Raw genomic sequence first — 21,671 nt, forward strand, 5'->3', positions numbered from 1 at the left:
AACAACACCGCCTTCAGTCATGCCGCCAGGATGACACGGACCGTGCAGCGGCAGCCGCCTCCGACGTACCGTGCGGTCTCGTTTCACCCGTTCGTGACTGCCAGTGAGGTGCTCACCTCACCCAGCAGTGGTCAGACGCCGGCGTAGCTGTGCAGGCCAGTGGACACGAAGTTCACGTACAGCAGGTTGAAGACCATGACGGCCAGGCCCACGACGTTGATCCACGCCGAGGGGCGGCCGCGCCAGCCCGACGTCGTCCGGGCGTGCAGGTAGGCGGCGTAGACGATCCAGGCGATGAAGGCCCAGGTCTCCTTGGGGTCCCAGCCCCAGAAGCGGCCCCAGGCGCCCTCGGCCCAGATCGCCCCGGCGATGACCGCGAAGGTCCAGATCGGGAAGCCGAAGACGGCCGTACGGTGCGCGGTGCGGTCGAGCACGGCCGCCGAGGGCAGCCGGTCCAGCAGCGAGGGGGCGAGCACCTCCCCGGACTCCGCACGCTCCTCGCGGCGGCTACGGACCAGGTACAGCACGCTGACGATGCCGCTGACGAAGAAGACGCCGAAGCCCAGCGTCGCCGTCGAGACGTGCACGGCCAGCCACCAGGAGCGCAGCGCGGCCACCAACGGGCCGGCCTCGACGTAGAGCACCATCCGGATCAGCGCCAGGGAGACCACGACCGGGCCCAGGACGAACACGCCGATGTGCCGCAGCTGCGGGGCGCGCACGGCCAGCACCAGGTAGGCCAGGACGGCGACGAGCACGACCACGGTGGAGAACTCGTACATGTTGCCCCAGGGCAGCCGGTCGGCCGACATCCCCCGGGTCACCAGGGACGCAGCGTGGGCGACCAGCCCGAGGCCGGTCAGGACCATGGCGACCGAGCCCAGCCGGCGGGCCCGCGCGGGCTCCGTGCCGGCTGCGGCGGACGCCCCCTGGACGGGGGCCCCGGCACCGACCAGCTGGCGGCTGCGGACCGGGCGGCCGAAGGCCAGCTCCGCGCAGAACGCCACCAGGGCGAGGGAGTACACGACCACGGCGACCGTGAAGAACGTGTCTGACAAGCTGGCCAGCGACTCGTCGATCACGACGGCGGAGCCTCCTCGGAGAGTGGGGGTGCGGCGGCAGGTCCCTGCGCCGCGCGGGTGGCCAGTGCGGCACCGACGTCGTCGATGAGCGCGGTGAAACGGGGTCCGGTGTCGGCGCTCCCCCGGGTCAGCGAGCCGACAGACAGCACGGTACCCCCGCCATCGGGCCCTGGGATGACACGGGCGAAGACCCGCTCGCGGCGCACGAGCAGCATACCGAGCAGGCCGGCGAGCACCGCGATGGAGGCGCCCAGCACCCATACCTGACCGGGGTCGTGGGAGACCTGGATCGCGGCGAACTCCTTGAAGCCGCTGAAGGTCACGACGGTGCCGTCGGGCAGCGTGGTCGACTCCCCCACCGCCAGGTTGGCCCGGCCGACCTCGTTGAGGCTGCCGCGGTCGATCTGGTCCTGGTCGAGGGAGAACACCGACTGGGGCAGCCCGGAGTCCAGCCCCAGGTAGCCGGCGTAGACGATCACAGCCACCTGTGGGTCCAGCGGGCGCGGGTCGACGGAGGTCAGCACCCCGGCCTGAACGACCCCGGTGGGGGCGAAGAAGCCCTCGACGGCGAGCTGCTCCGTGGCGCCGGTGCCCAGGTCGGGCACCTTCAGCACGCCCTGGCTGGCCAGGGTGCCCGGGTCGGTGGGCAGGAACGGCGCGGACAGGTCGGTGAGCGCCGTCCCGTCCGGGAGCACGATCGTGAACTCCGGCGAGTAGCCGTGCCCGGTGACGTAGACCCGGTCGCCGTCGAGGCGCAGCGGGTCGTTGACGCCGATCGTCCTGGCGACCGGCTCGCCGCCGTCGACGTCGTAGCTGATGTCGGCGGTGAAGGAGGCCGCGGTCAGGTTCTGCTCGTACACCGCCTCGAAGTCCTCGAGGTTCACGCAGAGCGCGGTCAGGTCACCACCGCTGACCAGCGGACCGGAGCGGTAGGTGTCGTACTGCTGGAAGGAGTTGCAGAACCCCTGGCCCTCGGTGACCAGGATGCTGCCCTCGTAGCCCCACATCTTGCCGCCGGCCAGGCCGAGCAGCAGGGCCAGCAGCGACAGGTGGAACAGCACGTTCCCGGTCTCGCGCAGGTAGCCCTTCTCACCGGAGACCTCCGGGCCGGACCTCCCCTCGCGCCGGACGACGCGGAAACGGCGGACCCGCAACTCCTCCTCGACGACGTCGAGGGCGGCCGCGCCGGGCAGCGAGGTGGACAGCTCGGCGTGCTCCGGCAGCCGCTGCAGGTGCCGGGGGACCGGCGGCGGCGGCGTGAAGAGCGAGCGGCCGTGTTCGATCGCCCGCGGAACCACGCAGCCGATGAGGGAGATGAACAGCAGCAGGTAGATGGCGGCGAACCACGGGGAGCTGAAGACGTCGAACAGGAACAGCCGGTCCAGCCACCGCGCGAGCGTCGGGTACTCGGCGAAGTACCGGTTCACGTTGGTCTGCGACAGCGAGCGCTGCGGCAGCAGCGAGCCGGGGATCGACGCGACCGCGAGCAGGAACAGCAGCATGAGCGCGGTGCGCATCGCGGTCAGCTGCCGCCACCAGCGGAGCAGCCTGGCCAGCACCCGGTGCCCCGGCGAGGGTGGTGACGGCGGGGTGGCCGGCGCGGCCGGGCGGGGCGGGGCGGTGGTGGTCACCGGGTCTCCTCGTGGGCGCTGGTGGGGTGGACGGGCCGGGGCGGGTGCACCCGGGTCGGTACGGCGGTCACAGTGGCGCGGACTCCGCCAGGCCGCTGCTGGCCAGCCAGCTGCGCAGCCACCCCATCACCTCGGTCCACGCACCGGTGACCAGCATCAGGCCGACGGCGATGAGCACGAACCCGCCGACCCGGGTGACGGTGCCGGCGTTGCGGCGCAGGAACGACATCGCCCCGACCGCCCAGCGGGCACCCAGCGCGACGAGCACGAACGGCACCCCTAGCCCGAGGCAGTAGGCCAGCCCGAGGAACGCACCGCGGCCGGGCGTCGCCTCGCTGAAGGCCAGGTTCTGCACCGCGGCCAGCGTCGGGCCCAGGCACGGGGTCCAGCCCAGGCCGAACACGATGCCCAGCAGCGGGGCGCCGGCCAGCCCGACGGCGGGACGGGCCTGCAGCCGGGCGGTGCGCTGCAGGAACGGCAGCCAGCCCAGGAACCCCAGCCCGACGACGATGGTGACCACGCCCATCACGCGCGTGATCGGGTCGTTGTACTCGAGCAGCAGCCGCCCCAGCCCACCGAACGCACTGCTGATGGAGACGAACACGACGGTGAAGCCGAGCACGAACAGCACCGCGCCCAGCACCATCCGGCCGCGCGTCGAGCGCTCGTCCGTCGTCCGGAGGGCGGTGGCGACCGAGCCGCCGGCCGGCGCGGGAGCAGGAGCGGCACGGGCGCCGCTGCCGACCAGGCCGGTGACGTAGGAGAGGTAGCCGGGGACCAGCGGCAGGACGCACGGCGAGGCGAAGCTGATCAGCCCGGCGAGCGCGGCGACCGCGGCGGCCACCAGCAGCGGACCGTCGCTGATCAGGTCCGTGATCCCCTGGACCATCTCAGGCCTCCGCGCTCAGCCGTGCCAGCACCGCGCGCAGGTCGTCCTGGCGCACCTCACCGGTGTACACCGCCGCGACCCGGCTCTGCCGGTCCAGCACGATCGTGGAGGGGATCGCGGCCGCCGGGTAGTCGCGGAACGCCAGTGCGACCCGGCCCTCGGGGTCGTACAGCGAGGGGAACGTGATGCCCTCGTCCGCCACGAACGCGTCGGCGAACTGCTGGTCGTAGTCCTTCACGTTCAGGCCCAGGAACTGCACGCCGTCGTCCTTGACCTCGTCGTAGACCTGCTGGAACTCCGGGGTCTCCACCCGGCAGGGCGCGCACCAGGAGCCCCAGAAGTTGAGCACCGCGACGTCCCCGGCGAGCTCGGTGGAGCGGAACGTCTCACCGGTGAGCAGCGTCCCGGTGAACTCCGGTGCGCTGGCCCGCTCGGTGTCCGGGATCACCTGGGCCGCCGGCGTCCCGGCGACGAACCGGAACTCCCCGCCGTTGTTGACGTCCACCGCGTCCGAGCCGCTGGAGCAGCCCCCGAGCAGCGCGACCGCGGCCACCGCGGCGAGCCCGGCCCGCCGACTACGCACCGGGCACCGCGTGCGGGTCGGTGGCCCCGGCCGGCTCGGCGTAGCTGAGCCCCACCATCCGGTCGCCGTCGTAGGTGACCGAGGTGACGCTGGCCAGCCCGCACTGCCGCTTGCGCGGGTCGTGCAGGTAGGGGCGGCCCTCCAGGTGCAGGCGCACGGTCCAGACCGGCAGCTGGTGGCTCACGCAGACGGCCTCGTGGCCGCGGGCGGCGTCCCGGGCGGTGGCGATCGCGCCGATCATCCGGGCGGCGATCTCGCGGTACGGCTCGCCCCAGGACGGCTTCCACGGGTTGCGCAGCCGCCACCAGTTCTCCGGGTGCTTCATCGACCCGTCGCCCACGCCGAAGGTCTTGCCCTCGAAGCTGTTGCCCGCCTCGATCAGCCGCCCGTCGGTGGCGATCTGCAGCCCGAGGGCGTCGGCGATCGGCTGGGCGGTCTGCTGCGCGCGCTCCAGCGGGCTGGCCACCAGGTACGTCACGTCGCGGGTGGAGAACCACTCGGCCACGGTGCGCGCCATGCCCTCACCGGCCTCGGACAGCCGGTAGCCGGGCAGCCGGCCGTAGAGCACGCCGGCGGGGTTGTGCACCTCGCCGTGCCGCATGAGGTGGACGACCGTCACCTCGCTCACGGCTGCAGCTCCTCGGGGTCGAGAGCCTCGGCGGAGACGGGCGCTCCCCCGGCGGCGGCCGCCGCAGCCTGCGCAGCGGCGGGCAGCGCGGCCAGCACGTGCTCGACGGCGGCGTCGTCCAGCGCGGCGCTGACGAACCAGGACTCGAACGCCGAGGGCGGCAGGTAGACGCCGCGGGCGAGCATCGCGTGGAAGAAGGCGGCGTGCGCGGCGACGTCCTGGGTGCGGGCGTCGTCGTAGTCGCGCACCTGGCGCTCGTCGGGGACGAAGAACACCGAGAACATCGAGCCGGCCTGCTGCACCCGGTGCGAGACCCCGGCGGCGAACAGCGCGGCGCTGGCCGCACCTCGCAGCACGGCGGCCACGGAGTCGCAGCGCTCGTAGACCTCGTCGGTGCACAGCCGCAGCGTGGTCAGCCCGGCAGCCACCGCGACCGGGTTCCCCGACAGGGTGCCCGCCTGGTAGACCGGCCCTGACGGGGCCAGGTGGTCCATGACGTCGGCGCGGCCGCCGAAGGCCGCAGCCGGCATGCCGCCGCCCATGACCTTGCCGAAGGTGAACAGGTCGGCGTCCACCGGGTCGACGCCGTACCAGCCGGCGCCGGTGACCCGGAAGCCGGTCATCACCTCGTCGACCACCAGCAGCGCGCCGTGCGCGGCGGTGATCCGGCGCAGTGCGGCGTTGAAGCCGTCCAGCGGCGGGACGACGCCCATGTTGCCGGCGGCGGCCTCGGTGATCACGCAGGCGATCTCGGACCCGCGCTCGGCGAACACCGCCTCGACGGCGGCGACGTCGTTGTAGGGCAGGACGACGGTGTCGGCGGCCGCGCCGGTGGTGACACCGGGGGTGTCGGGGCGGGCCTGGCGGGCGACGTCGGAGCCGGAGGCGTGCAACAGGGTGGCGACGCCGGACCCGGCCGCGGCGAGGAGGGAGTCGACGTGGCCGTGGTAGCAGCCGGCGAACTTCACGATGACCGGGCGGCCGGTGTACCCGCGGGCCAGCCGGATGGCCGAGAGCACCGCCTCGGTGCCGGAGTTGACCAGCCGCACCCGCTCGACCGGGGCGACCCGGCGGACGATCTCCTCGGCCAGGTCGACCTCACCGGCGGTGGGCGTGCCGAAGGTGAACCCGCGCCGGGCGGCGTCGGTGACCGCGGCGACGACCTCCGGGTGGGCGTGGCCCAGGATCATCGGGCCCCAGGAGGAGACCAGGTCGACGTAGCGGCGGCCGTCGGCGTCGGTGATCCACGGGCCGGACCCGGAGGCCATGAAGCGCGGGGTGCCACCGACGGCCCGGAAGGCCCGGACCGGGGAGTTGACGCCGCCGGGGGTCACCCGTCCGGCGCGCTCGAACAGCTGCGCCGACGCGGGCGCCTCGTACGGGTAGGGCTCAGTCACGGTCCCACTCTCCCAGGGTCAGCTGTGTGCCCGCCCCGTGGTCCTTCGGCCCCCTTGCAGGGTCCCGCCGCGAGCTTGCGAGTGGTGGGGAGCAAGGGGGTCCTTACTGCAGCCAGCGGGCGGCCTCGACCGCCCAGTAGGTGAGCACCGAGCCGGCGCCGGCCCGCCGGATGGCGATCAGGGTCTCCAGGATCGCCCGCTCCCGGTCGATCCAGCCGTTCGCGGCGGCCGCCTCGACCATCGCGTACTCACCGCTGACCTGGTAGGCGGCGACCGGGACGTCGACCGCACCGGCCACGGCCGCGACGATGTCCAGGTACGGGCCGGCCGGCTTCACCATCACCGCGTCGGCGCCCTCGGAGAGGTCCTGGCGGACCTCCCGCAGCGCCTCGGCGGCGTTCGGCGGGTCCATCTGGTACGTCGAGCGGTCGCCGAACTGCGGCGCCCCCTCGGCCGCCTCGCGGAACGGGCCGTAGAAGCCCGAGGCGTACTTCGCGGCGTAGGCCAGGACAGGGGTCTCGGTGTGGGCGGCGCTGTCCAGCCCGGCCCGGATCGCGGCGACCTGGCCGTCCATCATCCCGCTGGGGGCGATCACGTGCGCCCCGGCCTGGGCCTGGGCGATCGCGACCGCCGCGTAGCGGTCCAGGGTCGGGTCGTTGTCGACCACGCCGGCCGGGGTGACCACGCCGCAGTGCCCGTGGTCGGTGTACTCGCACAGACACAGGTCGGCCATCAGCACGAGTTCGTCACCGAGGTCGGCGCGCAACTGCTGCAGCGCGACGTTGACCACCCCGTCGGCGGCGTCGGCCTGCGAGCCGACGGCGTCCTTGTCCGCCGGGATGCCGAACAGCATCAGCCCGCTGATCCCGGCCTCGGCCGCCTCGTGGGCGGCCTTCCGCAGGGAGTCCTGGGTGTGCTGGACGACGCCGGGCATCGAGCTGATCGGCTGCGGGGAGGTGAGGCCCTCCTTGACGAAGACCGGCAGCACGAGGTCGGCCGGGGACAGCCGGGTCTGCGCCGTCCACCGGCGCATGGCCGGGGTCGAGCGCAGCCGGCGTCCCCGCGCGAACCCGGGGTTAGCCCCACCCTGGAACGAGGTCACTTCGTGGTCTCGCCCTCCGCCTCGGCCCGGCGGGCCTGGGCGAAGGCAGCGAGCGCGTCGACGAGCGGGCCGACGGCGGCGGTCTCGGGCTGCACGTCCACGCGCAGGCCGAACTCGACGGCGCTGGCCGCGGTGGCCGGACCGATCACCGAGACGACGGTGCGGGCGTGCGGCTTGCCGGCGATGCCGACCAGGTTCCGCACGGTGCTCGAGGAGGTGAAGCACACCGCGTCGAAGCCACCGCCCTTGATCGCCTCGCGCACCGCGGCGGCCGGCGGCGCCGCCCGGACGGTCCGGTAGGCGGTGACGTCGTCGATCTCCCAGCCGCGCTCCTTGAGCCCGGCGGCGAGGGTCTCGGTGGCGATGTCGGCGCGGGGCAGCAGCACCCGGTCGATCGGGTCGAACACGTCGTCGTAGGGCGGGAAGTCGGCCAGCAGGCCCTCGCTGGACTGCTCACCGGTGGGCACCAGCTCGGGCACGATGCCGAACTCGCGCACCGCGTCGGCGGTCTGCTGGCCCACGCAGGCCACCTTGACCCCGGCGAAGGCGCGGGCGTCCAGGCCCAGCTCGGTGAACTTCTCCCGCACCGCGCGCACGGCGTTGGTGGAGGTGAAGACGATCCAGCCGTAGCGGCCGGTGACCAGGCCCTTGACGGCGCGGTCCATCTGCGCGGGGCTGCGCGGCGGCTCGACGGCGATGGTCGGCACCTCGACCGGCACGGCGCCGTAGGCGCGCAGCCGCTCGCTCATGTCGCCGGCCTGCTCCTTGGTGCGCGGCACCAGGACCCGCCAGCCGAACAGCGGGCGGCTCTCCCACCAGCCGAGCTTGGCGCGCTTGTCGACGACCGCACCGACGGTCACCACGACCGAGCCGGTCAGGCTGTCGAGCCCGGCGGACTTCTCGGCCACCGCGGCGAGCTTGGCGGCCACGCTCTTCTGCGCCGTGCCGGTGCCCTCGGTGGTGACGACCACCGGGGTGCTGCCGGACAGCCCGCCCTCGACCAGGCCGGCGGCGATGGCGGTCAGCTGCTCGGCGGCGGCCTGCAGCACCAGCGGGCTGCCGGTGCCGTTGGCGGCGGCGGCCAACGCGGCCAGCCGGTCCGGGCCCTCGACGGTCGCGTCGAGTCCGCGCAGGTCGGCGTGCACCGAACCCGCGCCCAGCGGCACGCCGGCGTAGGCCGGGACGGCGGTGCCGACGGCCACACCGGGGACGACGTCGAAGGCGACGCTGGTGCGGGTGACCGCCAGCGCCTCCTTCACCACGGAGTCGCTGGTGAACGGGTCGCCGGCGACGAGCCGGACCACCACGTTGCCTGCCTTGGCACCGGCCACGGCGCTCTTGGCGACCTCGGCCGGCTCGCCGGAGACGATGCTCAGCTCGAGGTCGGGGTGGGCCTCCAGCAGCGCCTCGCGCACGGCGGCGGAGACGTCGGGGTCGGCCAGCACCGTGTCGGCGCCGGCGATCGCGGCGCTGGCGCGGGTGGTGAGCAGCTCGGGGTCACCGGGGCCGGCGCCGACGAAGACCACCATCCCCTTGCCGGTGCCGTTCTTGCGTGAGCGCGTCATCGCGTGCTCCTGTTCTTCAGCCCCTGAGGGGGTCGGTGCGGGTGGTACGGGACGGGTGGGGTGCGGACGTCGCTCACCGGCTCATCGCCATGAGCTGGGCGGCACCGCGGTCGAGCAGCTCGGCGGCCAGCCGGCGGCCCAGGTCGACCGCGTCGGGCGCGGGACCGGAGATCGAGCCCCGGACGCCGTCGCTGCCGTCGATCGCGGTGACCGAGGCGCGCAGGTAGAGCTCGGCCGCGCCGTCCTCGCCCTCGGCGAGTTCGGCGTAGGCGGCCACGGGAGCGCTGCAGCCGGCCTCCAGCGCGGTGAGGACCGCGCGCTCGGCGGCCACGCAGGCCCGGACGGCGGGGTCGTCGAGGACGGCGACCAGCTCCCGGACCCGGGTGTCGTCGGTGCGGCACTCGATGGCCAGGGCGCCCTGCGCGGGGGCCGGCAGCACCTGGATCGGGTCGAGGGTCTCGGTGACCGCCGACAGCCGGTCGAGCCGGGCCAGGCCGGCGCGGGCCAGCACGACGGCGTCCAGGTCGGCGTCGGGCCCCAGCGCGCGGGCCATCCGGGTGTCGACGTTGCCGCGGATCGGCACGACGTCCAGCCCGAGGCCGAGCGCGCGCAGCTGGGCCATCCGGCGCGGCGCCCCGGTGCCGATGCGGGAGCCGGGCGGCAGCTCGCCCAGGGTGAGGCCGTCGCGGGCCACGAGGGCGTCGCGGGGGTCCTGCCGGGCGGGGACGGCGGCCACGGTCAGACCGGTGGTCGGCGCGGTCGGGAGGTCCTTGAAGCTGTGCACGGCCAGGTCGACCGTGCCGGCGTGCAGGGCCTCGCGCAGCGCGGTGACGAACACCCCGGTGCCGCCGAGCTGGCTGATCGCCTCGGTCGACCGGTCGCCGTAGGTGCTCACGTGCACCAGCTCGACCGGGACGCCGCTGGCCGCGGTGAGCGCGTCGGCGACGTGCTGGGACTGGGTGAGGGCCAGTGCGCTGGCCCGGGTGCCCAGCCGCAGCGGTGCCGGGGCGGTCACGACCGGCCCCCGGGCAGGCCGTCGCGGCCGGCCTCGATCCGCGGGTCCAGCGCCGACAGCGGGGTGCCGGCGGGCACCTGCGGGTCGAGGGTGACGGCGTCGGACAGCGTGGCCCGGTCGCCGTCGGTGACGCCGGACAGGCCCAGACCGAACAGCGCGCGCAGGGCGTCGGCGTAGTCGGTGCCGTTCGGGGCGCTGGCCAGCTCCTTCACCCGCACGGTCGGCTCGTGCAACAGCTTGTCGACGACCCGGCGCACGGTGCGGGCGACCTCGCTGCGCGCCTTGGCGTCGAGGTCGGGCAGCCGGGTGGACAGCCGCAGCAGCTCGGCGTCGACGACCTCGGCGGCCTGGCTTCGCAGCGCGGAGACGGTGGGGGCCACCGCGGCGGCCTGGCGCTCGGCGCGCAGCAGCGAGGTCTCCAGCTCCACCAGCGCGTGCGCGGCGGCGATGTCGACGGCGGCCACGGAGCCGGCCACCGGCCGGCCGGGGTGCGCGGCGCGCTCGCCCTGCAGCATGGCCAGGTCGATCAGGTGGACCCCGGGCAGCGCGGCGACGCCGGGCTCGACGTCGCGGGGCAGGGCCAGGTCGACGACCGCCAGCGGGCGGCCGCCGCGGTCACCGACCACGTCGGTGCCGATGACGGTGCCGATGGCGCCGGTGCAGGTGACGAGCACGTCGGCGGCGGCGATCTCCTCGGCCAGCCGGTCGAGGTCGGCCTGGCGCCCGCCGATCGACTCGGCCAACCGGGCCGCGCTGGCCGGGGTGCGGCTGCTGACGGTGACGGCGGCACCGCGGCGGGCCAGGGTGGTCGCGGCCAGCGCGCCCATCGAGCCCGCGCCGACCACGAGCACCGGCCGGCCGGCCAGCTCGCCGAGGACGTCGGTGACCCGGTCGAGGGCGACCGAGACCAGCGAGGCGCCGGCCTTGTCGATGCCCGTCTCGGCGTGCACGCGCTTGCCCACCCGCAGCGCCCGCTGGGTGATCGGGTGCAGCTCGCGGCCGACCGTGCCCTCCTCCTGCGCCAGGGCGTATGCGGCGCGGAGCTGGCCGAGCACCTGCGTCTCACCGACGACCATCGAGTCCAGACCCGCGGCGACGGTGCACAGGTGGCCGATCGCCTGGTCCTCGTAGTAGACGGTCACGTACGGGGAGAGCTCCTCCACCGTGGCGCCGGCGTGCCGGGCGAGGACCCGGCTGACGTCGGTGATGCCGCCGTGGAAGCGGTCGACCTCGGCGAAGACCTCGATCCGGTTGCAGGTGGCCAGCACCAGCGCCTCGGAGACGTGCTCGCTCTCGACGAGCTCGTGCAGGGTCTTGACCTTGTCGTCGCCGGTCATGCTGACCTGCTCGAGCAGGGCGACCGGCGCGGTCTGGTGGCTGATGCCGACGGCGAGCAGGCTCATCGGACACCTGCCCGGGCCGTGGAGGGGAGCGGGCGGACCCGCTCGACCCGGTTCGGCTCGACCGCCGAGGGGGTGCTGTCGCGCTGCTGGTCCAGGAAGGCCAGCACCTGCAGCTCCACCGAGAGGTCGACCTTGCGGACGTCGACGCCCGCAGGCACCGCCAACGCCACGGGCGCGAAGTTCAAGATGCTCCTCACCCCCACCGCGACGAGCCGGTCGCAGACCGACTGGGCCACCTCGGCAGGTGTCGTGATGACCCCGATGGAGGCCCGGGTCTCGGCCACGACGGTCTCGAGCTCGGCCACGGGGGCGACGGTCAGCCCGGCCACCGAGGAGCCGACCGTCGCGGGGTCGGTGTCGAGCAGGGCGACGAACTCGAAGCCCCGGCCCGGGAAACCGCTGTAGTCGGCCAGCGCGGAGCCCAGCCGGCCGACGCCGACGAGGACGCAGGGCCGGGACCGGGCGCCACCGAGGGTCTCGGTGAGCCGGTCGCGCAGGCTCGCGACGGAGTAGCCCACGCCCCGGACGCCGCACGGGCCCAGGTGCGAGAGGTCCTTGCGCAGGCCCGCAGGGTTGACCCCGGCGGCCGTGGCCAGCTCCCCGGAGGAGACGTGGCTGCGACCGTCGTCGGCGAGACCGGCCAGCACCCGCAGGTACACGGCCAGCCGGGCAACGGTGGCCTCCGGGATGTTCCGGGGCCGCGACTCGGGCACGGGCAGACTCCACAGCGTTCCGAGGGCGACCGGCGGTCAGCCGGGGACGCTCGGGGGGACTTCGGGGACGCGGGCGCGTCGGCGCCCGGCGAACGCAACGGTAGCCGCTTGTGAACGCCTGAACAAAGTCGACGAGGTCGTAACCGCAGGTCGGCGGGGTCTGCTGTGTCGAGGACCACGCCCACACCACCCGGACGGGTGCCCGGGATCAGCCCGGACCGGGCGGCACCCCGAGGTCGCGGCGCAGCCGCGGGACGTCGACGGTGAAGTGGCTGTGCTCCCGGCCGTCGAGCAGCACGACCGGCACCCGGTCGCCGTACTCGATCCGCAGCTCGACGTCGGCGTCGACGTCGAGCAGCTCGACCCCGAGGCCGGCCTCGGCCCCGATCCGGCTGAGCGTCTCGGCGGCCACCACGCACAGGTGGCAGTTCTGCCGGGTCAGCAGCTGCAGGCGGGTGCCGGGCTCACTCACCGGACACCGCCTCGGCGGCCGCGGCCCGCTCCAGGCCCAGCTCGCGCAGCCGGGCCCGGCTGACCTTGCCGGTCAGCGAGTGCGGCAGCTCGGGCACGAAGTGCACCGCGACCGGCACCTTGAACCGGGCCAGCGAGCGTCCGGCGTGCTCGCGCAGCTCCTGCTCGGTGAGCGTGGCGCCCGCCGTGCGGACGACGACGGCGTGCACCGCTTCCCCCGTGACCGGGTCGGGCACGCCGATGACCGCGGCCTCGACGACCTGGGGGTGCTCACCGAGGACCCGCTCGACCTCGCCGGGGTAGACGTTGAAGCCGCGCACCAGCACCAGGTCACGGCGCCGCTCGACCAGGTGCAGGTCGCCGTCGGCGTCGCGGTGGGCGATGTCGCCGGTGGCCAGCCAGCCCTCGGCGTCGGGCCCGTCGGCGCCGTCGGGCCAGTAGCCGCTGAACAGGTTGGGGCCGCGGGCGCACATCTCACCGGCCTCCTCGGCGTCCTGCTCGCCGTCCGGGCCGGTGAACGGGTCGCCGAACACCCCCGGACGCACCCGGGTGCCCGGGTCGTCACCGGCGGCCGGGCCGCCCGCGGTGTCGCGCAGCACCAGCTCGACGCCCGGCAGCGGGCCGCCGATGCACTCGGGCTTGGCGCGGCCGGTGGCCAGCGTGCTGGCCAGCACGGGGGCGGCCTCGGTGAGGCCGTAGCCCTCCCAGACGGTCACCGCGGCCCGGTCGCGCATGGCGGTGAACAGCGCGCCGGGCATCGGGGCCGCGCCGCAGCTGGCGGTGCGCACGGCGGCGAAGCCGCGCCGCAGCACCGTGTCGCTGCCGGCGGCGTCGGCGACCGCGAGCCAGGCGCCGTACATCGGCGGCGCCCCGACGACGGCGGAGACCTCCTCGGCGCTCATCAGGGCCAGCGTCGCCGCGGGGTCGAACTCCTCGACCACCACCCCGCAGGCGGCGGTGGCCGCGACCAGCCCGAAGCCGCTGTTGAACCCGTACACGTGGAAGAGCGGCAGGACCAGCAGCACCCGGTCGCCGGCGCGCACCGGCGGCGGGTCGAGGGCGAGCAGCTGGTGCTGGTTGGCCAGCAGTGCGGCGTGGGTGAGCATCGCGCCGCGGGGGCGCCCGGTCGTGCCGCTGGTGTAGGCCAGCAGCGCCAGCGCGGAGGGGTCGTCGGGGTCGGCCGGGGCGGGGCCGTCGGCGTCCGGTGGGCCCACGCAGACCGGGACGCCTGCGATCGCCGGCCGGTCCGCGACCACCACCAGCAGACCGGCACCGGAGTCGGTGAGCAGGTGCTCGACCTCCGGACCGGTGTATGCGGTGTTGACCGGGACGACGACCAGCCCGGCCCGCAGCGCGCCCATGACGGCGACCACCCAGTCGACGCCGTTGGGCAGCTGCACCGCGATGCGGTCGCCGGGTCGCAGCCCGCGGGACACGCAGCCCGCGGCGGCCCGGTCGACCAGCGCGTCCAGCTCCGCCCAGGTCAGCCGCCGGTCGCGGTGCACGAGCGCCGGCGCGTCCCCGGCGGTGGCCGCCGCCCGGCGGACCAGCGCGGAGAAGGTGCGCACCTCGTCGACCGGCACAGGAGACCTCCGCGGGGGCAGCAGCCGTCTCGGACGGCGGGAACGTGGACGCAGCGGCACGATGTTGTCACCATGGTCGCCGGGCCGCACTGCGCCCGGACGGGGCCGACCGGCTCGACGGGGAGGGAGGGGTCGACACCAGCATGTCCCGCCCCTGGCCGGCCGCCCGCAGCGCCGTGCCGACGCCCCCGCCCGCGCCCGCCCGACCGGCGCCGTGGCCGCGCGCGTCGACCGCCCCCCGGCCGACCCCGCACCCGCGCACCCCGCCGGACGCCGCCCCGCCCGAGCAGACCGACGTCTGGGAGCTGGTGCGCCGGACGCAGGCCGGCGAGGCCGAGGCGTTCGGGCAGCTCTACGACCGCTACGTCGACGTCGTCCACCGCTTCCTGTACGCCCGGGTCGGTGACCGGGCCACCGCGGAGGACTTCACCAGCGAGACGTTCGTCCGGGCGCTGCGCCGGATCGACTCGCTGAGCTACCAGGGCCGCGACGTCGGGGCCTGGCTGGTCACCATCGCCCGCAACATCGTGCTCGACCACGTGAAGAGCAGCCGGTTCCGGCTGGAGGTCCCCACCGCCGACATGCGGGACGCCGACCGGGCGACCGAGGGCCCCGAGGACGCGGTGCTGCAGCGGCTGACCAACGCCGCCCTGTTCGCCGGGATCGCGCAGCTGTCCGAGGACCAGCGCGTGTGCCTGGCGCTGCGCTTCCTGCAGGGGCTGTCGGTCGCGGAGACGGCGGCGGCGATGGGCCGGAAGGAGGGCGCGGTCAAGGCGCTGCAGCACCGGGCCGTGCGACGGCTGGCCGGCCTGTTGCCGGAGGGGCTGGCGTGACGTGCCCCGGCTCCGGAACCGGCTCCCCGTGACCACGGCGGGCGCGCCTCGTTGACCGTTCCGGGACGCCGCGCCGGCCGGGGCGGACGCGGCACGGGACAGGGGGTGCGATGACGGTGCAGCAGTCCGATCCCGCCCCTGGCAGCTCCCGACGCGGCTCGGCTGCCGAGGACGCCCTGCTCGCCCGGCTCGAGGCGCTGGGCACAGACCACGCCGTCGTCCCGGACGAGGCGTTCCGGGCCGTCACCCGCGAGCGGCTGGTGGCGATGGCCGCCGTCCGGACCCCGGAGCCGGCGCCGAACGGGACGCTCCGCCGGTGGCTCGCGTCGTCCGGGGAGCGGCCGCGCCGGCGTTCCCGGCTCACCGCGGGCGTGGCCGGTGCCGCGCTCACCCTCGCCGCGCTCGGCGGGCTGCTGGGCGCGGCTCAGGGCGCCCGGCCCGGCGACCTGCTCTACGACGTGAAGCGGGGCGGGGAGCAGACCCGGCTGTCGCTGGCCGGGCACGGCGACCGCGGGCTGACGCTGCTGGGCCTCGCCACGACCAGGCTGCAGGAGGCCGGCGAGCTGGTGGGGGTGAGCGTCTCGGCGTCCGCCGCGGGGGGCGAGGCCGGACTGGCGGCCGGCGCGGACGCCGGCCTGCTCGTCGACACGCTGACCACGATGGACGCCCAGACCACCCAGGGCACCGCCGACCTGACCGCCGCCGCGGTCGAGCAGGACGACGCGGCGGCGCTGGAGGTGCTCGTCGGCTGGGCCGGTCGGCAGCGCACGGGCCTCACCGAGCTCTCCCCCGCCGTGCCGCCCGGCGCCGAGGACGCCGTCACCGCCGCCGGCCGCCTGGTCGAGCAGGTGGCCGCCCGCGGTGCCGCGCTGCAGGAGGCGCTGGCGTGCCCGGCCGGGCCGGCCACCGGCGGCGCGGACGCACTCGGTCCGCTGCCGGCACCCTGCGCCCCGGTCACCCCGCCCGCCGCGCCGCCCGGGACGGCCCCGGTCACGACGTCTGCGGCGAGCGGCGCCCCGGCCGCACCCCGGACCACGCTGTCGGCGTCCCCGCGCGGGTCCACCGCCGCCCCGGCGCCGGGCAGCGGGCAGCCCCGGGCGACGCGGCCGACGCTGCCCACGCCCGGGACCGCCGTTCCGCGGCCGACGGCGCGCGCACCGCGTCCGGCGCTGCCGACCCCGACCCTGCCCCGCCTGCCGGTGCCGTCCCTGCCCGTCCCGAGCGTCTCGCTGCCGCCGGCGCCCGGGGCGCCCGCGCCTCCGGCGGCTCCCTCGTCGTCCGCCGGGGCCGCGGTGGAGCTGCCGCCCGTGGTGCCGGGGCTGCGGGTGTGCCTGCCCCCGGTGGTCACCGTCGACTGCAGGCCCTCCGGCGGCTGAACCGGCCGCGGCGCTAGGGTCGCCGGGACCGGGAGCCGAGGCTCGGAGGGTGGTGCGGGGTGGCGCGAGTGCCCTTCCTGGGGCGGGGTGCACGCAGCCCGCTCGACATCGAGGACGAGGAGGCCCGCGCGCTCCTCGCCGGTGCGGCCTCGGCGGCCGCGGCGGAGACCGAGTTCACCGCCCCGGAGCCCGACCGCACGGCTGCGGCGTTCTTCGACGTCGACAACACGATGATGATGGGCGCCTCGCTGTTCTGGTTCGCCCGCGGCCTGGCGGCCCGCAAGTACTTCACCTCCCGTGACGTGGCCTCCTTCGTGTGGCAGCAGGCCAAGTTCCGGGTCGCCGGCAGCGAGAGCGCCAGCGACATGCACACCGTGCGGGACAACGCGCTGGCGTTCGTCGCCGGGCGGTCGGTGCACGAGATCGTCGAGGCCGGCGAGGAGATCTACGACGAGCTGATGGCCGACCGGGTCTGGTCGGGCACCCGGGCACTGGCCCAGCAGCACCTCGACGCCGGGCAGCGGGTCTGGCTGGTCACCGCCACCCCGGTGGAGCTGGCCTCGATCATCGCCCACCGGCTGGGCCTGACCGGTGCGCTGGGCACCGTCTCGGAGATCGTCGACGGCCGCTACACCGGGCGGCTGGTCGGGGAGATGATGCACGGGGAGTCCAAGGCCCAGGCGGTGCGCGCGCTGGCCGAGCAGGAGCACCTGGACCTCACCCGGTGCACCGCCTACAGCGACTCCACCAACGACCTGCCGATGCTCACCCTGGTGGGCAGCGCGGTCGCGGTCAACCCCGATGCCGAGCTGCGCGCGGTCGCCCGCTCGCGGGGCTGGACGGTCAAGGACTTCCGCACCGGGCGCAAGGCCGCCAAGATCACCGGCTCGACGGTCGGCGTGGCCGCGGTCTCCGGCGGCGTGGTCGGCGGCCTCGTCGCCCTGCGCCGCAACCAGCGCTGGCCGTTCTGATCCCGGGCCGGCCCTGCGCCGGCCGGCCGCGCACCGACCGGCGCTCCGGGACGCCGGCCGGGGGTGGCTACGGTGTGCGCGGAGGCGGGCTCGGGGGCCTGGGAGTCCGCCTCAGCGCACACCGTCGCGGTGGCCGCGCGGTGCGGCAGCCGGGCGGGGCGTCAGGGCGCGGGTGGACGCGGGCGGAACGGTCCGCCGCCGCCCTCGTAGTCGGCGTGGGCGGCCTGGGGGTCGCGCCGGGCGCCGTGCTCGGTCACCAGCAGCTCGATCGCGGCCTCGTTCGCCGCTGGGTCCTGGCCCTCGACCAACCGCGACCGGTGACCGCAGCGGCACACCGCCCACGTGCGGTGCAGCCCGAAGGGGCGCGCGTGGCTCACCACATGGTCGCCGTCCGCCGGACCTGGCTGCTCGGCGGTCAGCTGAAGACGCTGCGGCGCTGCAGGAGCAGGCGGTAGAGCGAGTGCTGGATGGTCTCGCGGACCTGGTCGGTCAGGTTGAACACGACCATCGGGTCGTCGGCGGCGGCCGGGCCGTAGGACGCGGTCTCGATCGGCTCGCCGAAGGCGATGAACCACTTCGACGGCAGCGGCACCGCGCCCAGCGGGCCCAGCAGCGGGAACGTCGGGGTGATCGGGAAGTAGGGCAGGCCCAGCAGCCGCGCGGCGGTGCGGGCGTTGCCCAGCATCGGGTAGATCTCCTCGGCACCGACGATCGCGCAGGGCACGATCGGCGCCCCGGTGCGCAGCGCCGCGCTGACGAAGCCGCCCCGGCCGAAGCGCTGCAGCGTGTACCGCTCGCTGAAGGGCTTGCCGACGCCCTTGAACCCCTCGGGGAACACCCCGACCAGCTCGCCGGCCGACAGCAGCCGTTCGGCGTCCTCGTTGCAGGCCAGCGTGACGCCGAGCTTGCGGGCCAGCGACCCGATGAACGGGTGCTGGAAGACCAGGTCGGCGCCGAGCAGCCGCAGCCGCCGGGCCGCCGGGTGGTCGTCGTGCAGGGCGACCGTCGTCATCAGCGCGTCGACCGGGACGGTGCCGGAGTGGTTGGCCACCACCAGCGCGCCCCCGACGTCGGGCACGTTCTCCAGGCCCTGGGTCTCCACCCGGAACCAGCGCTGGAACCACGGCCGCAGCGCGGGCAGCAGCAGGTGGTCGGTGAGGTCGGGGTCGAAGCCGAACTCGTCGGTGTCGTAGTCGCCGGTCACCCGGCGCTGCAGGAAGTCCAGCACCCCGGCGAGCTGGTCGTCCCAGCTCGGCGGCGTCACCGGCGGCGGCGGTTGCTCGTCGTCGGGGCGCAGCGGGATGACCCGGGCCTCAGGCATCGTGCACCGCCCGGAGGCCGGGCACCGAGGGCGCGGGCTGCGGCCGGCTGCCCCGGAGCGCGGTGACGAGGTCGCCCAGCACCGCAGCGCCCCGCGCGACCTGACCGACCGCCGTGCGCGCCGAGGACGCGGCCGAACCGACGACCTCGGGGGACACCACCGGCGACAGCGTGCGCCCGAGGTCGGCCAGCGCCTCGGCGGTGCTGTACCGCGGGGTGGAGCCGAACTCCTCGCGCAGCACGCGGGTGTCGACGACGCGGCCCGCGTCGAGGTGCCGCAGCTGCTCCGGTGACCACGCGGGCAGCCCGGCCCGGCGGGAGAGGCGTCCGGCGGAGCCGAGGGCGGGCTCGGGGAGCGGCAGCGCGACGCGGCCGAGCCGGCGGACGGCCTGCGACAGCAGCACCGTGCCCTCGGCGGCGACGTTCACCGTGCCCACGTGCTCACCGGTGGCGGCGCGGGTCAGCACGGCCACGGCGTCGTCCTCGTGCAGGAGCTGCAGGCGGGCGTCGTGTCCCAGGACGGTCGGCACGACCGGCAGCCGCAGGAGGCCGGCGAGCTGGGAGTCGATCCGCGGGCCGATCACGTCGGCGAAGCGCAGCACCGAGACGCCGACGTCGGGACGGCGGCGGGCGAAGCCGCGCACGTAGCCCTCGATGTCCAGGCTGTCCTTGGCGAAACCGCCGGAGGGGACACGGCGGGCCTGCATGGTCTCGGTGAAGACGGCCGGGTCGCGCGGGCTGGAGCCGTAGACGGCCGTGGTGCTCTTGAGCACCAGTCGACGCACCTGCGGCGAGCGCTGGCAGGCGGCGAGCAGCTGCATCGTGCCGATGACGTTGAGCTCCTTCATCGACACCCGCCCACCGGGCGCGGCCGGTGAGGAGCTGATGTTCATGTGCACGACGGTGTCCACCGACGCCGACTCGATGACCTTGCCGATCAGCGGGCTGCGGATGTCGGCACGGACGAACTCCGTGCGGCCGAGGCGGCGGAGCACCTCGGGGGCCGGGGGGACGGTGTCCACCCCGATGACGCGGCCGATGGCCGGGTCGGAAGCGAGCTCGGCCGCCAGCGCGCCGCCCAGCCAGCGGCTGACGCCGGTGACGAGGACGACCGCGGGCGGCACGAGCGTCAGCTCACTTCTTGTTGCGCCGCTGCACGCGGGTCTTCTTGAGGAGCTTGCGGTGCTTCTTCTTCGCCATCCGCTTGCGGCGCTTCTTGATGACCGAACCCATGTCCTGCTCCCGACGTCGTATCGCTGGTGCCCGGGGATGCGGACCGAGGTCGTTCCGCAGATCCGTCGTCCGTGCACCGAGCGAGGTGATCAGCTCGTGCGCGGCCCGCCCCGCCAGGGACGGCTCCGCTCAGCGCCCGAGACTACCCGGCGGTTCTCCAGCCCGAGCACCTGCCGTGCCCGTCGGCCCCGCTGCAGGGTCCCGCCACGAGCTCGCGAGTGGTGGGGGGCAGCGGGGTCCTTACTCAGGCGATGTCGGTGTAGGCGTCGCGCAGGTACTCGTGGACGGCGCGCTCGGGCACCCGGAAGGAACGGCCGACGCGGACGGCGGAGAGCTCGCCACCGTGGACGAGGCGGTAGACGGTCATCTTCGAGACGCGCATCAGGGCGGCGACCTCGGCGACGGTCAGGAAGGCGACGGCGGCGCGGGGGGCCGGGACGGCGGCCTGGCGGCCGACGGGCATGGCGGCCGGGTGGGCGGCGGGCACGGGGCGGGACATCGAGGCTGCCGAGATGGGCCGGCCCATCGGACGCGGCGCCGGGACGCCGGGACGGGAGGTCTGGATGGTGGCGCGCTGGGGCATGGTCACGTCGTTCGTCTCCGTAGTCAGCACGCTCCGTTGCCACCGGCTTCCCCACCGGCGGGCGTGTCACGTTCGTGCTGGAAGAGACCCTAGGGCGACGGGAGTGACAGAAGCGATGGGTGAAACGGACAGGCGGACCGGTCCGTACTGGGCACAAGTGGACAGAGACACCCTGTCACCCTCCCGTGACGGCGTGTTGTCCCCAAGTCGACTCGTCCGTCGCACGGCCCGTCCACAGGAAACTGGGGATAAGTACACACCTGTGAGTCACCTGGAGCCGCGTGTGACGAACGGTGCGTCCCGCAACGGGAGCCGTGGGGACGGTGGGGCGAGTGGGTCGGCGGCCGTTCTCGTCGCTGAGCGTGACGAGTTGCTGCGGCAGGTGTGACGCCGGACGGGCAGCCGACCGCGGTGGAGCGTCCCGGCCGTTCAGTCGGCCGCGCGGCCCAGCTCGACCGAGCGGTCGTGCGCGGCCTCGAGCGCGGCGATCAGTGCCGCCCGCACGCCGTGGCGCTCCAGCTCCCGGACGGCGGCGATCGTCGTCCCACCGGGGCTGGTGACGGCCTCCCGCAGCTGCACCGGGTGCTCACCGGACTCCCGGAGCATGACCGCCGAGCCGTAGGCGGTCTGCACGATCAGGTCGGCGGCCAGGGTGCGCGGGAGGCCCAGCAGGATCCCCGCGTCGATCATCGCCTCGACCAGGAAGAAGAAGTACGCCGGCCCGCTGCCGGACAGCGCCGTGACGGCGTCCTGCTGGCTCTCCGGCACCCGCCGCACCGCGCCGACCGAGGACAGCAGCGCCTCGGCCTCGTCCAGGTGCGCCTCGGTCGCGTGCGCGCCGGCCGACAGCACGCTCATGCCCGCATCGACCAGCGCCGGGGTGTTGGGCATGACCCGCACGACCGGGGTGCCCGCCGGCAGCGCGGCCTCGATCCGGGCGGTGGGCACCCCGGCCGCCACGGACACCACGAGGTGCTCCGGGCCCACGTGCGGGGCGAGGGACTCGACCAGGACGTCGACGTCCTGGGGCTTGACCGCCAGGAGCAGCACCCGGGACCTGGCCGCGGCCCCGGCCAGGTCGGTGACCTCGACGCCGTACCGGGTGGCGACCGCCGCGGTGCGCTCGGGGCTGCGCCCGACCAGGACGATCCCCGCCGCGCTGCCCGCCCGCCGGACCAGCCCGGCCAGCAGCGCCTCGCCGATCTTCCCGCCCCCGACGATGGCCAGCCCGGTGCTGCGTCCCTCTCCCGCGCTCATGCCCGCGACGGTAGTGCCCGGCCGTGCGTGCGGCGG

General features: G+C 75.2%; 22 protein-coding genes. 3 read left to right on the forward strand and 19 right to left on the reverse strand.

Annotation, left to right across the window (positions count from 1 at the left end; translation table 11 throughout):
• Positions 1–131: 131 nt before the first annotated feature.
• From ccsB to GCU67_RS03570, 13 genes are all read right to left on the reverse strand, one after another.
• Positions 132–1,082 (reverse strand): c-type cytochrome biogenesis protein CcsB, encoded by a 951-nt coding sequence (gene ccsB / locus GCU67_RS03510; RefSeq protein WP_163609710.1) that lies wholly within the window; start codon positions 1,080–1,082, stop codon positions 132–134.
• Positions 1,079–2,713 (reverse strand): cytochrome c biogenesis ResB family protein, encoded by a 1,635-nt coding sequence (gene resB, locus GCU67_RS03515; protein WP_170311001.1) that lies wholly within the window; start codon positions 2,711–2,713, stop codon positions 1,079–1,081. Before resB ends, ccsB begins: the two co-directional genes overlap by 4 nt.
• A 67-nt stretch (positions 2,714–2,780) precedes the next feature.
• On the reverse strand, positions 2,781–3,602 hold the full coding sequence (locus GCU67_RS03520) for a cytochrome c biogenesis CcdA family protein (protein WP_163609711.1): 822 nt from the start codon (positions 3,600–3,602) through the stop codon (positions 2,781–2,783).
• 1 nt (position 3,603) lies between these two features.
• On the reverse strand, positions 3,604–4,185 hold the full coding sequence (locus tag GCU67_RS03525) for a redoxin domain-containing protein (protein WP_163609712.1): 582 nt from the start codon (positions 4,183–4,185) through the stop codon (positions 3,604–3,606).
• Positions 4,178–4,813: a histidine phosphatase family protein gene (locus GCU67_RS03530; protein ID WP_338104746.1), complete on the reverse strand. Its 636-nt coding sequence runs from the start codon at positions 4,811–4,813 to the stop codon at positions 4,178–4,180. Before GCU67_RS03530 ends, GCU67_RS03525 begins: the two co-directional genes overlap by 8 nt.
• On the reverse strand, positions 4,810–6,210 hold the full coding sequence (gene hemL, locus GCU67_RS03535; RefSeq protein ID WP_163609713.1) for a glutamate-1-semialdehyde 2,1-aminomutase: 1,401 nt from the start codon (positions 6,208–6,210) through the stop codon (positions 4,810–4,812). Before hemL ends, GCU67_RS03530 begins: the two co-directional genes overlap by 4 nt.
• A 103-nt stretch (positions 6,211–6,313) precedes the next feature.
• Positions 6,314–7,243, reverse strand: coding sequence for a porphobilinogen synthase (gene hemB / locus GCU67_RS03540; protein ID WP_246214532.1), 930 nt, complete (start codon positions 7,241–7,243; stop codon positions 6,314–6,316).
• 65 nt (positions 7,244–7,308) lie between these two features.
• Entirely contained in the window at positions 7,309–8,877 is a 1,569-nt protein-coding gene (locus GCU67_RS03545; protein WP_163609715.1) for a bifunctional uroporphyrinogen-III C-methyltransferase/uroporphyrinogen-III synthase, read from the reverse strand.
• 73 nt (positions 8,878–8,950) lie between these two features.
• Positions 8,951–9,892, reverse strand: coding sequence for a hydroxymethylbilane synthase (hemC, locus tag GCU67_RS03550; protein ID WP_163609716.1), 942 nt, complete (start codon positions 9,890–9,892; stop codon positions 8,951–8,953).
• Positions 9,889–11,295: a glutamyl-tRNA reductase gene (locus GCU67_RS03555; RefSeq protein WP_163609717.1), complete on the reverse strand. Its 1,407-nt coding sequence runs from the start codon at positions 11,293–11,295 to the stop codon at positions 9,889–9,891. Before GCU67_RS03555 ends, hemC begins: the two co-directional genes overlap by 4 nt.
• A complete protein-coding gene (locus tag GCU67_RS03560; protein ID WP_163609718.1) occupies positions 11,292–12,008 on the reverse strand; it encodes a redox-sensing transcriptional repressor Rex in 717 nt (238 codons plus the stop codon). Before GCU67_RS03560 ends, GCU67_RS03555 begins: the two co-directional genes overlap by 4 nt.
• A 208-nt stretch (positions 12,009–12,216) precedes the next feature.
• Positions 12,217–12,480, reverse strand: coding sequence for a glutaredoxin family protein (locus GCU67_RS03565; RefSeq protein ID WP_163609719.1), 264 nt, complete (start codon positions 12,478–12,480; stop codon positions 12,217–12,219).
• Positions 12,473–14,062, reverse strand: coding sequence for an AMP-binding protein (locus GCU67_RS03570; RefSeq protein WP_338104747.1), 1,590 nt, complete (start codon positions 14,060–14,062; stop codon positions 12,473–12,475). The genes GCU67_RS03565 and GCU67_RS03570 overlap by 8 nt, the downstream gene beginning before the upstream one ends.
• Before the next feature lie 143 nt (positions 14,063–14,205).
• On the opposite strand from GCU67_RS03570, the gene GCU67_RS03575 reads away from it, so the two are divergent.
• The 3 genes from GCU67_RS03575 to GCU67_RS03585 all read left to right on the forward strand — a co-directional run bounded on the left by GCU67_RS03575 (position 14,206) and on the right by GCU67_RS03585 (position 17,242).
• On the forward strand, positions 14,206–14,895 hold the full coding sequence (locus GCU67_RS03575; protein ID WP_163609721.1) for a sigma-70 family RNA polymerase sigma factor: 690 nt from the start codon (positions 14,206–14,208) through the stop codon (positions 14,893–14,895).
• Positions 14,896–15,005: 110 nt separating this feature from the next.
• On the forward strand, positions 15,006–16,271 hold the full coding sequence (locus GCU67_RS03580; protein WP_163609722.1) for a hypothetical protein: 1,266 nt from the start codon (positions 15,006–15,008) through the stop codon (positions 16,269–16,271).
• A gap of 59 nt (positions 16,272–16,330) precedes the next feature.
• A complete protein-coding gene (locus GCU67_RS03585; RefSeq protein ID WP_163609723.1) occupies positions 16,331–17,242 on the forward strand; it encodes an HAD-IB family hydrolase in 912 nt (303 codons plus the stop codon).
• Positions 17,243–17,403: 161 nt separating this feature from the next.
• Here the strand turns inward: GCU67_RS03585 and GCU67_RS03590 are convergent, their stop codons facing one another.
• From GCU67_RS03590 to proC, 6 genes are all read right to left on the reverse strand, one after another.
• A complete protein-coding gene (locus tag GCU67_RS03590) occupies positions 17,404–17,619 on the reverse strand; it encodes a hypothetical protein (protein WP_163609724.1) in 216 nt (71 codons plus the stop codon).
• A 38-nt stretch (positions 17,620–17,657) separates the two neighbouring features.
• Entirely contained in the window at positions 17,658–18,563 is a 906-nt protein-coding gene (locus GCU67_RS03595) for a lysophospholipid acyltransferase family protein (RefSeq protein WP_163609725.1), read from the reverse strand.
• Positions 18,556–19,686 carry an NAD-dependent epimerase/dehydratase family protein gene (locus GCU67_RS03600; RefSeq protein ID WP_163609726.1) on the reverse strand — a complete coding sequence of 377 codons (1,131 nt, stop codon included), beginning with the start codon at positions 19,684–19,686 and terminating at the stop codon, positions 18,556–18,558. The genes GCU67_RS03595 and GCU67_RS03600 overlap by 8 nt, the downstream gene beginning before the upstream one ends.
• Before the next feature lie 10 nt (positions 19,687–19,696).
• On the reverse strand, positions 19,697–19,795 hold the full coding sequence (locus GCU67_RS03605) for a 30S ribosomal protein bS22 (protein WP_012854759.1): 99 nt from the start codon (positions 19,793–19,795) through the stop codon (positions 19,697–19,699).
• 244 nt (positions 19,796–20,039) lie between these two features.
• Positions 20,040–20,378, reverse strand: a complete 339-nt coding sequence (locus tag GCU67_RS23120; protein WP_237496660.1) for a helix-turn-helix domain-containing protein — start codon at positions 20,376–20,378, stop codon at positions 20,040–20,042.
• Positions 20,379–20,807: 429 nt separating this feature from the next.
• Positions 20,808–21,635: a pyrroline-5-carboxylate reductase gene (proC, locus tag GCU67_RS03615; RefSeq protein ID WP_163609727.1), complete on the reverse strand. Its 828-nt coding sequence runs from the start codon at positions 21,633–21,635 to the stop codon at positions 20,808–20,810.
• Positions 21,636–21,671 lie beyond the last annotated feature (36 nt).

Source organism: Modestobacter muralis (assembly GCF_010682105.1).
Lineage (GTDB): Bacteria > Actinomycetota > Actinomycetes > Mycobacteriales > Geodermatophilaceae > Modestobacter > Modestobacter muralis.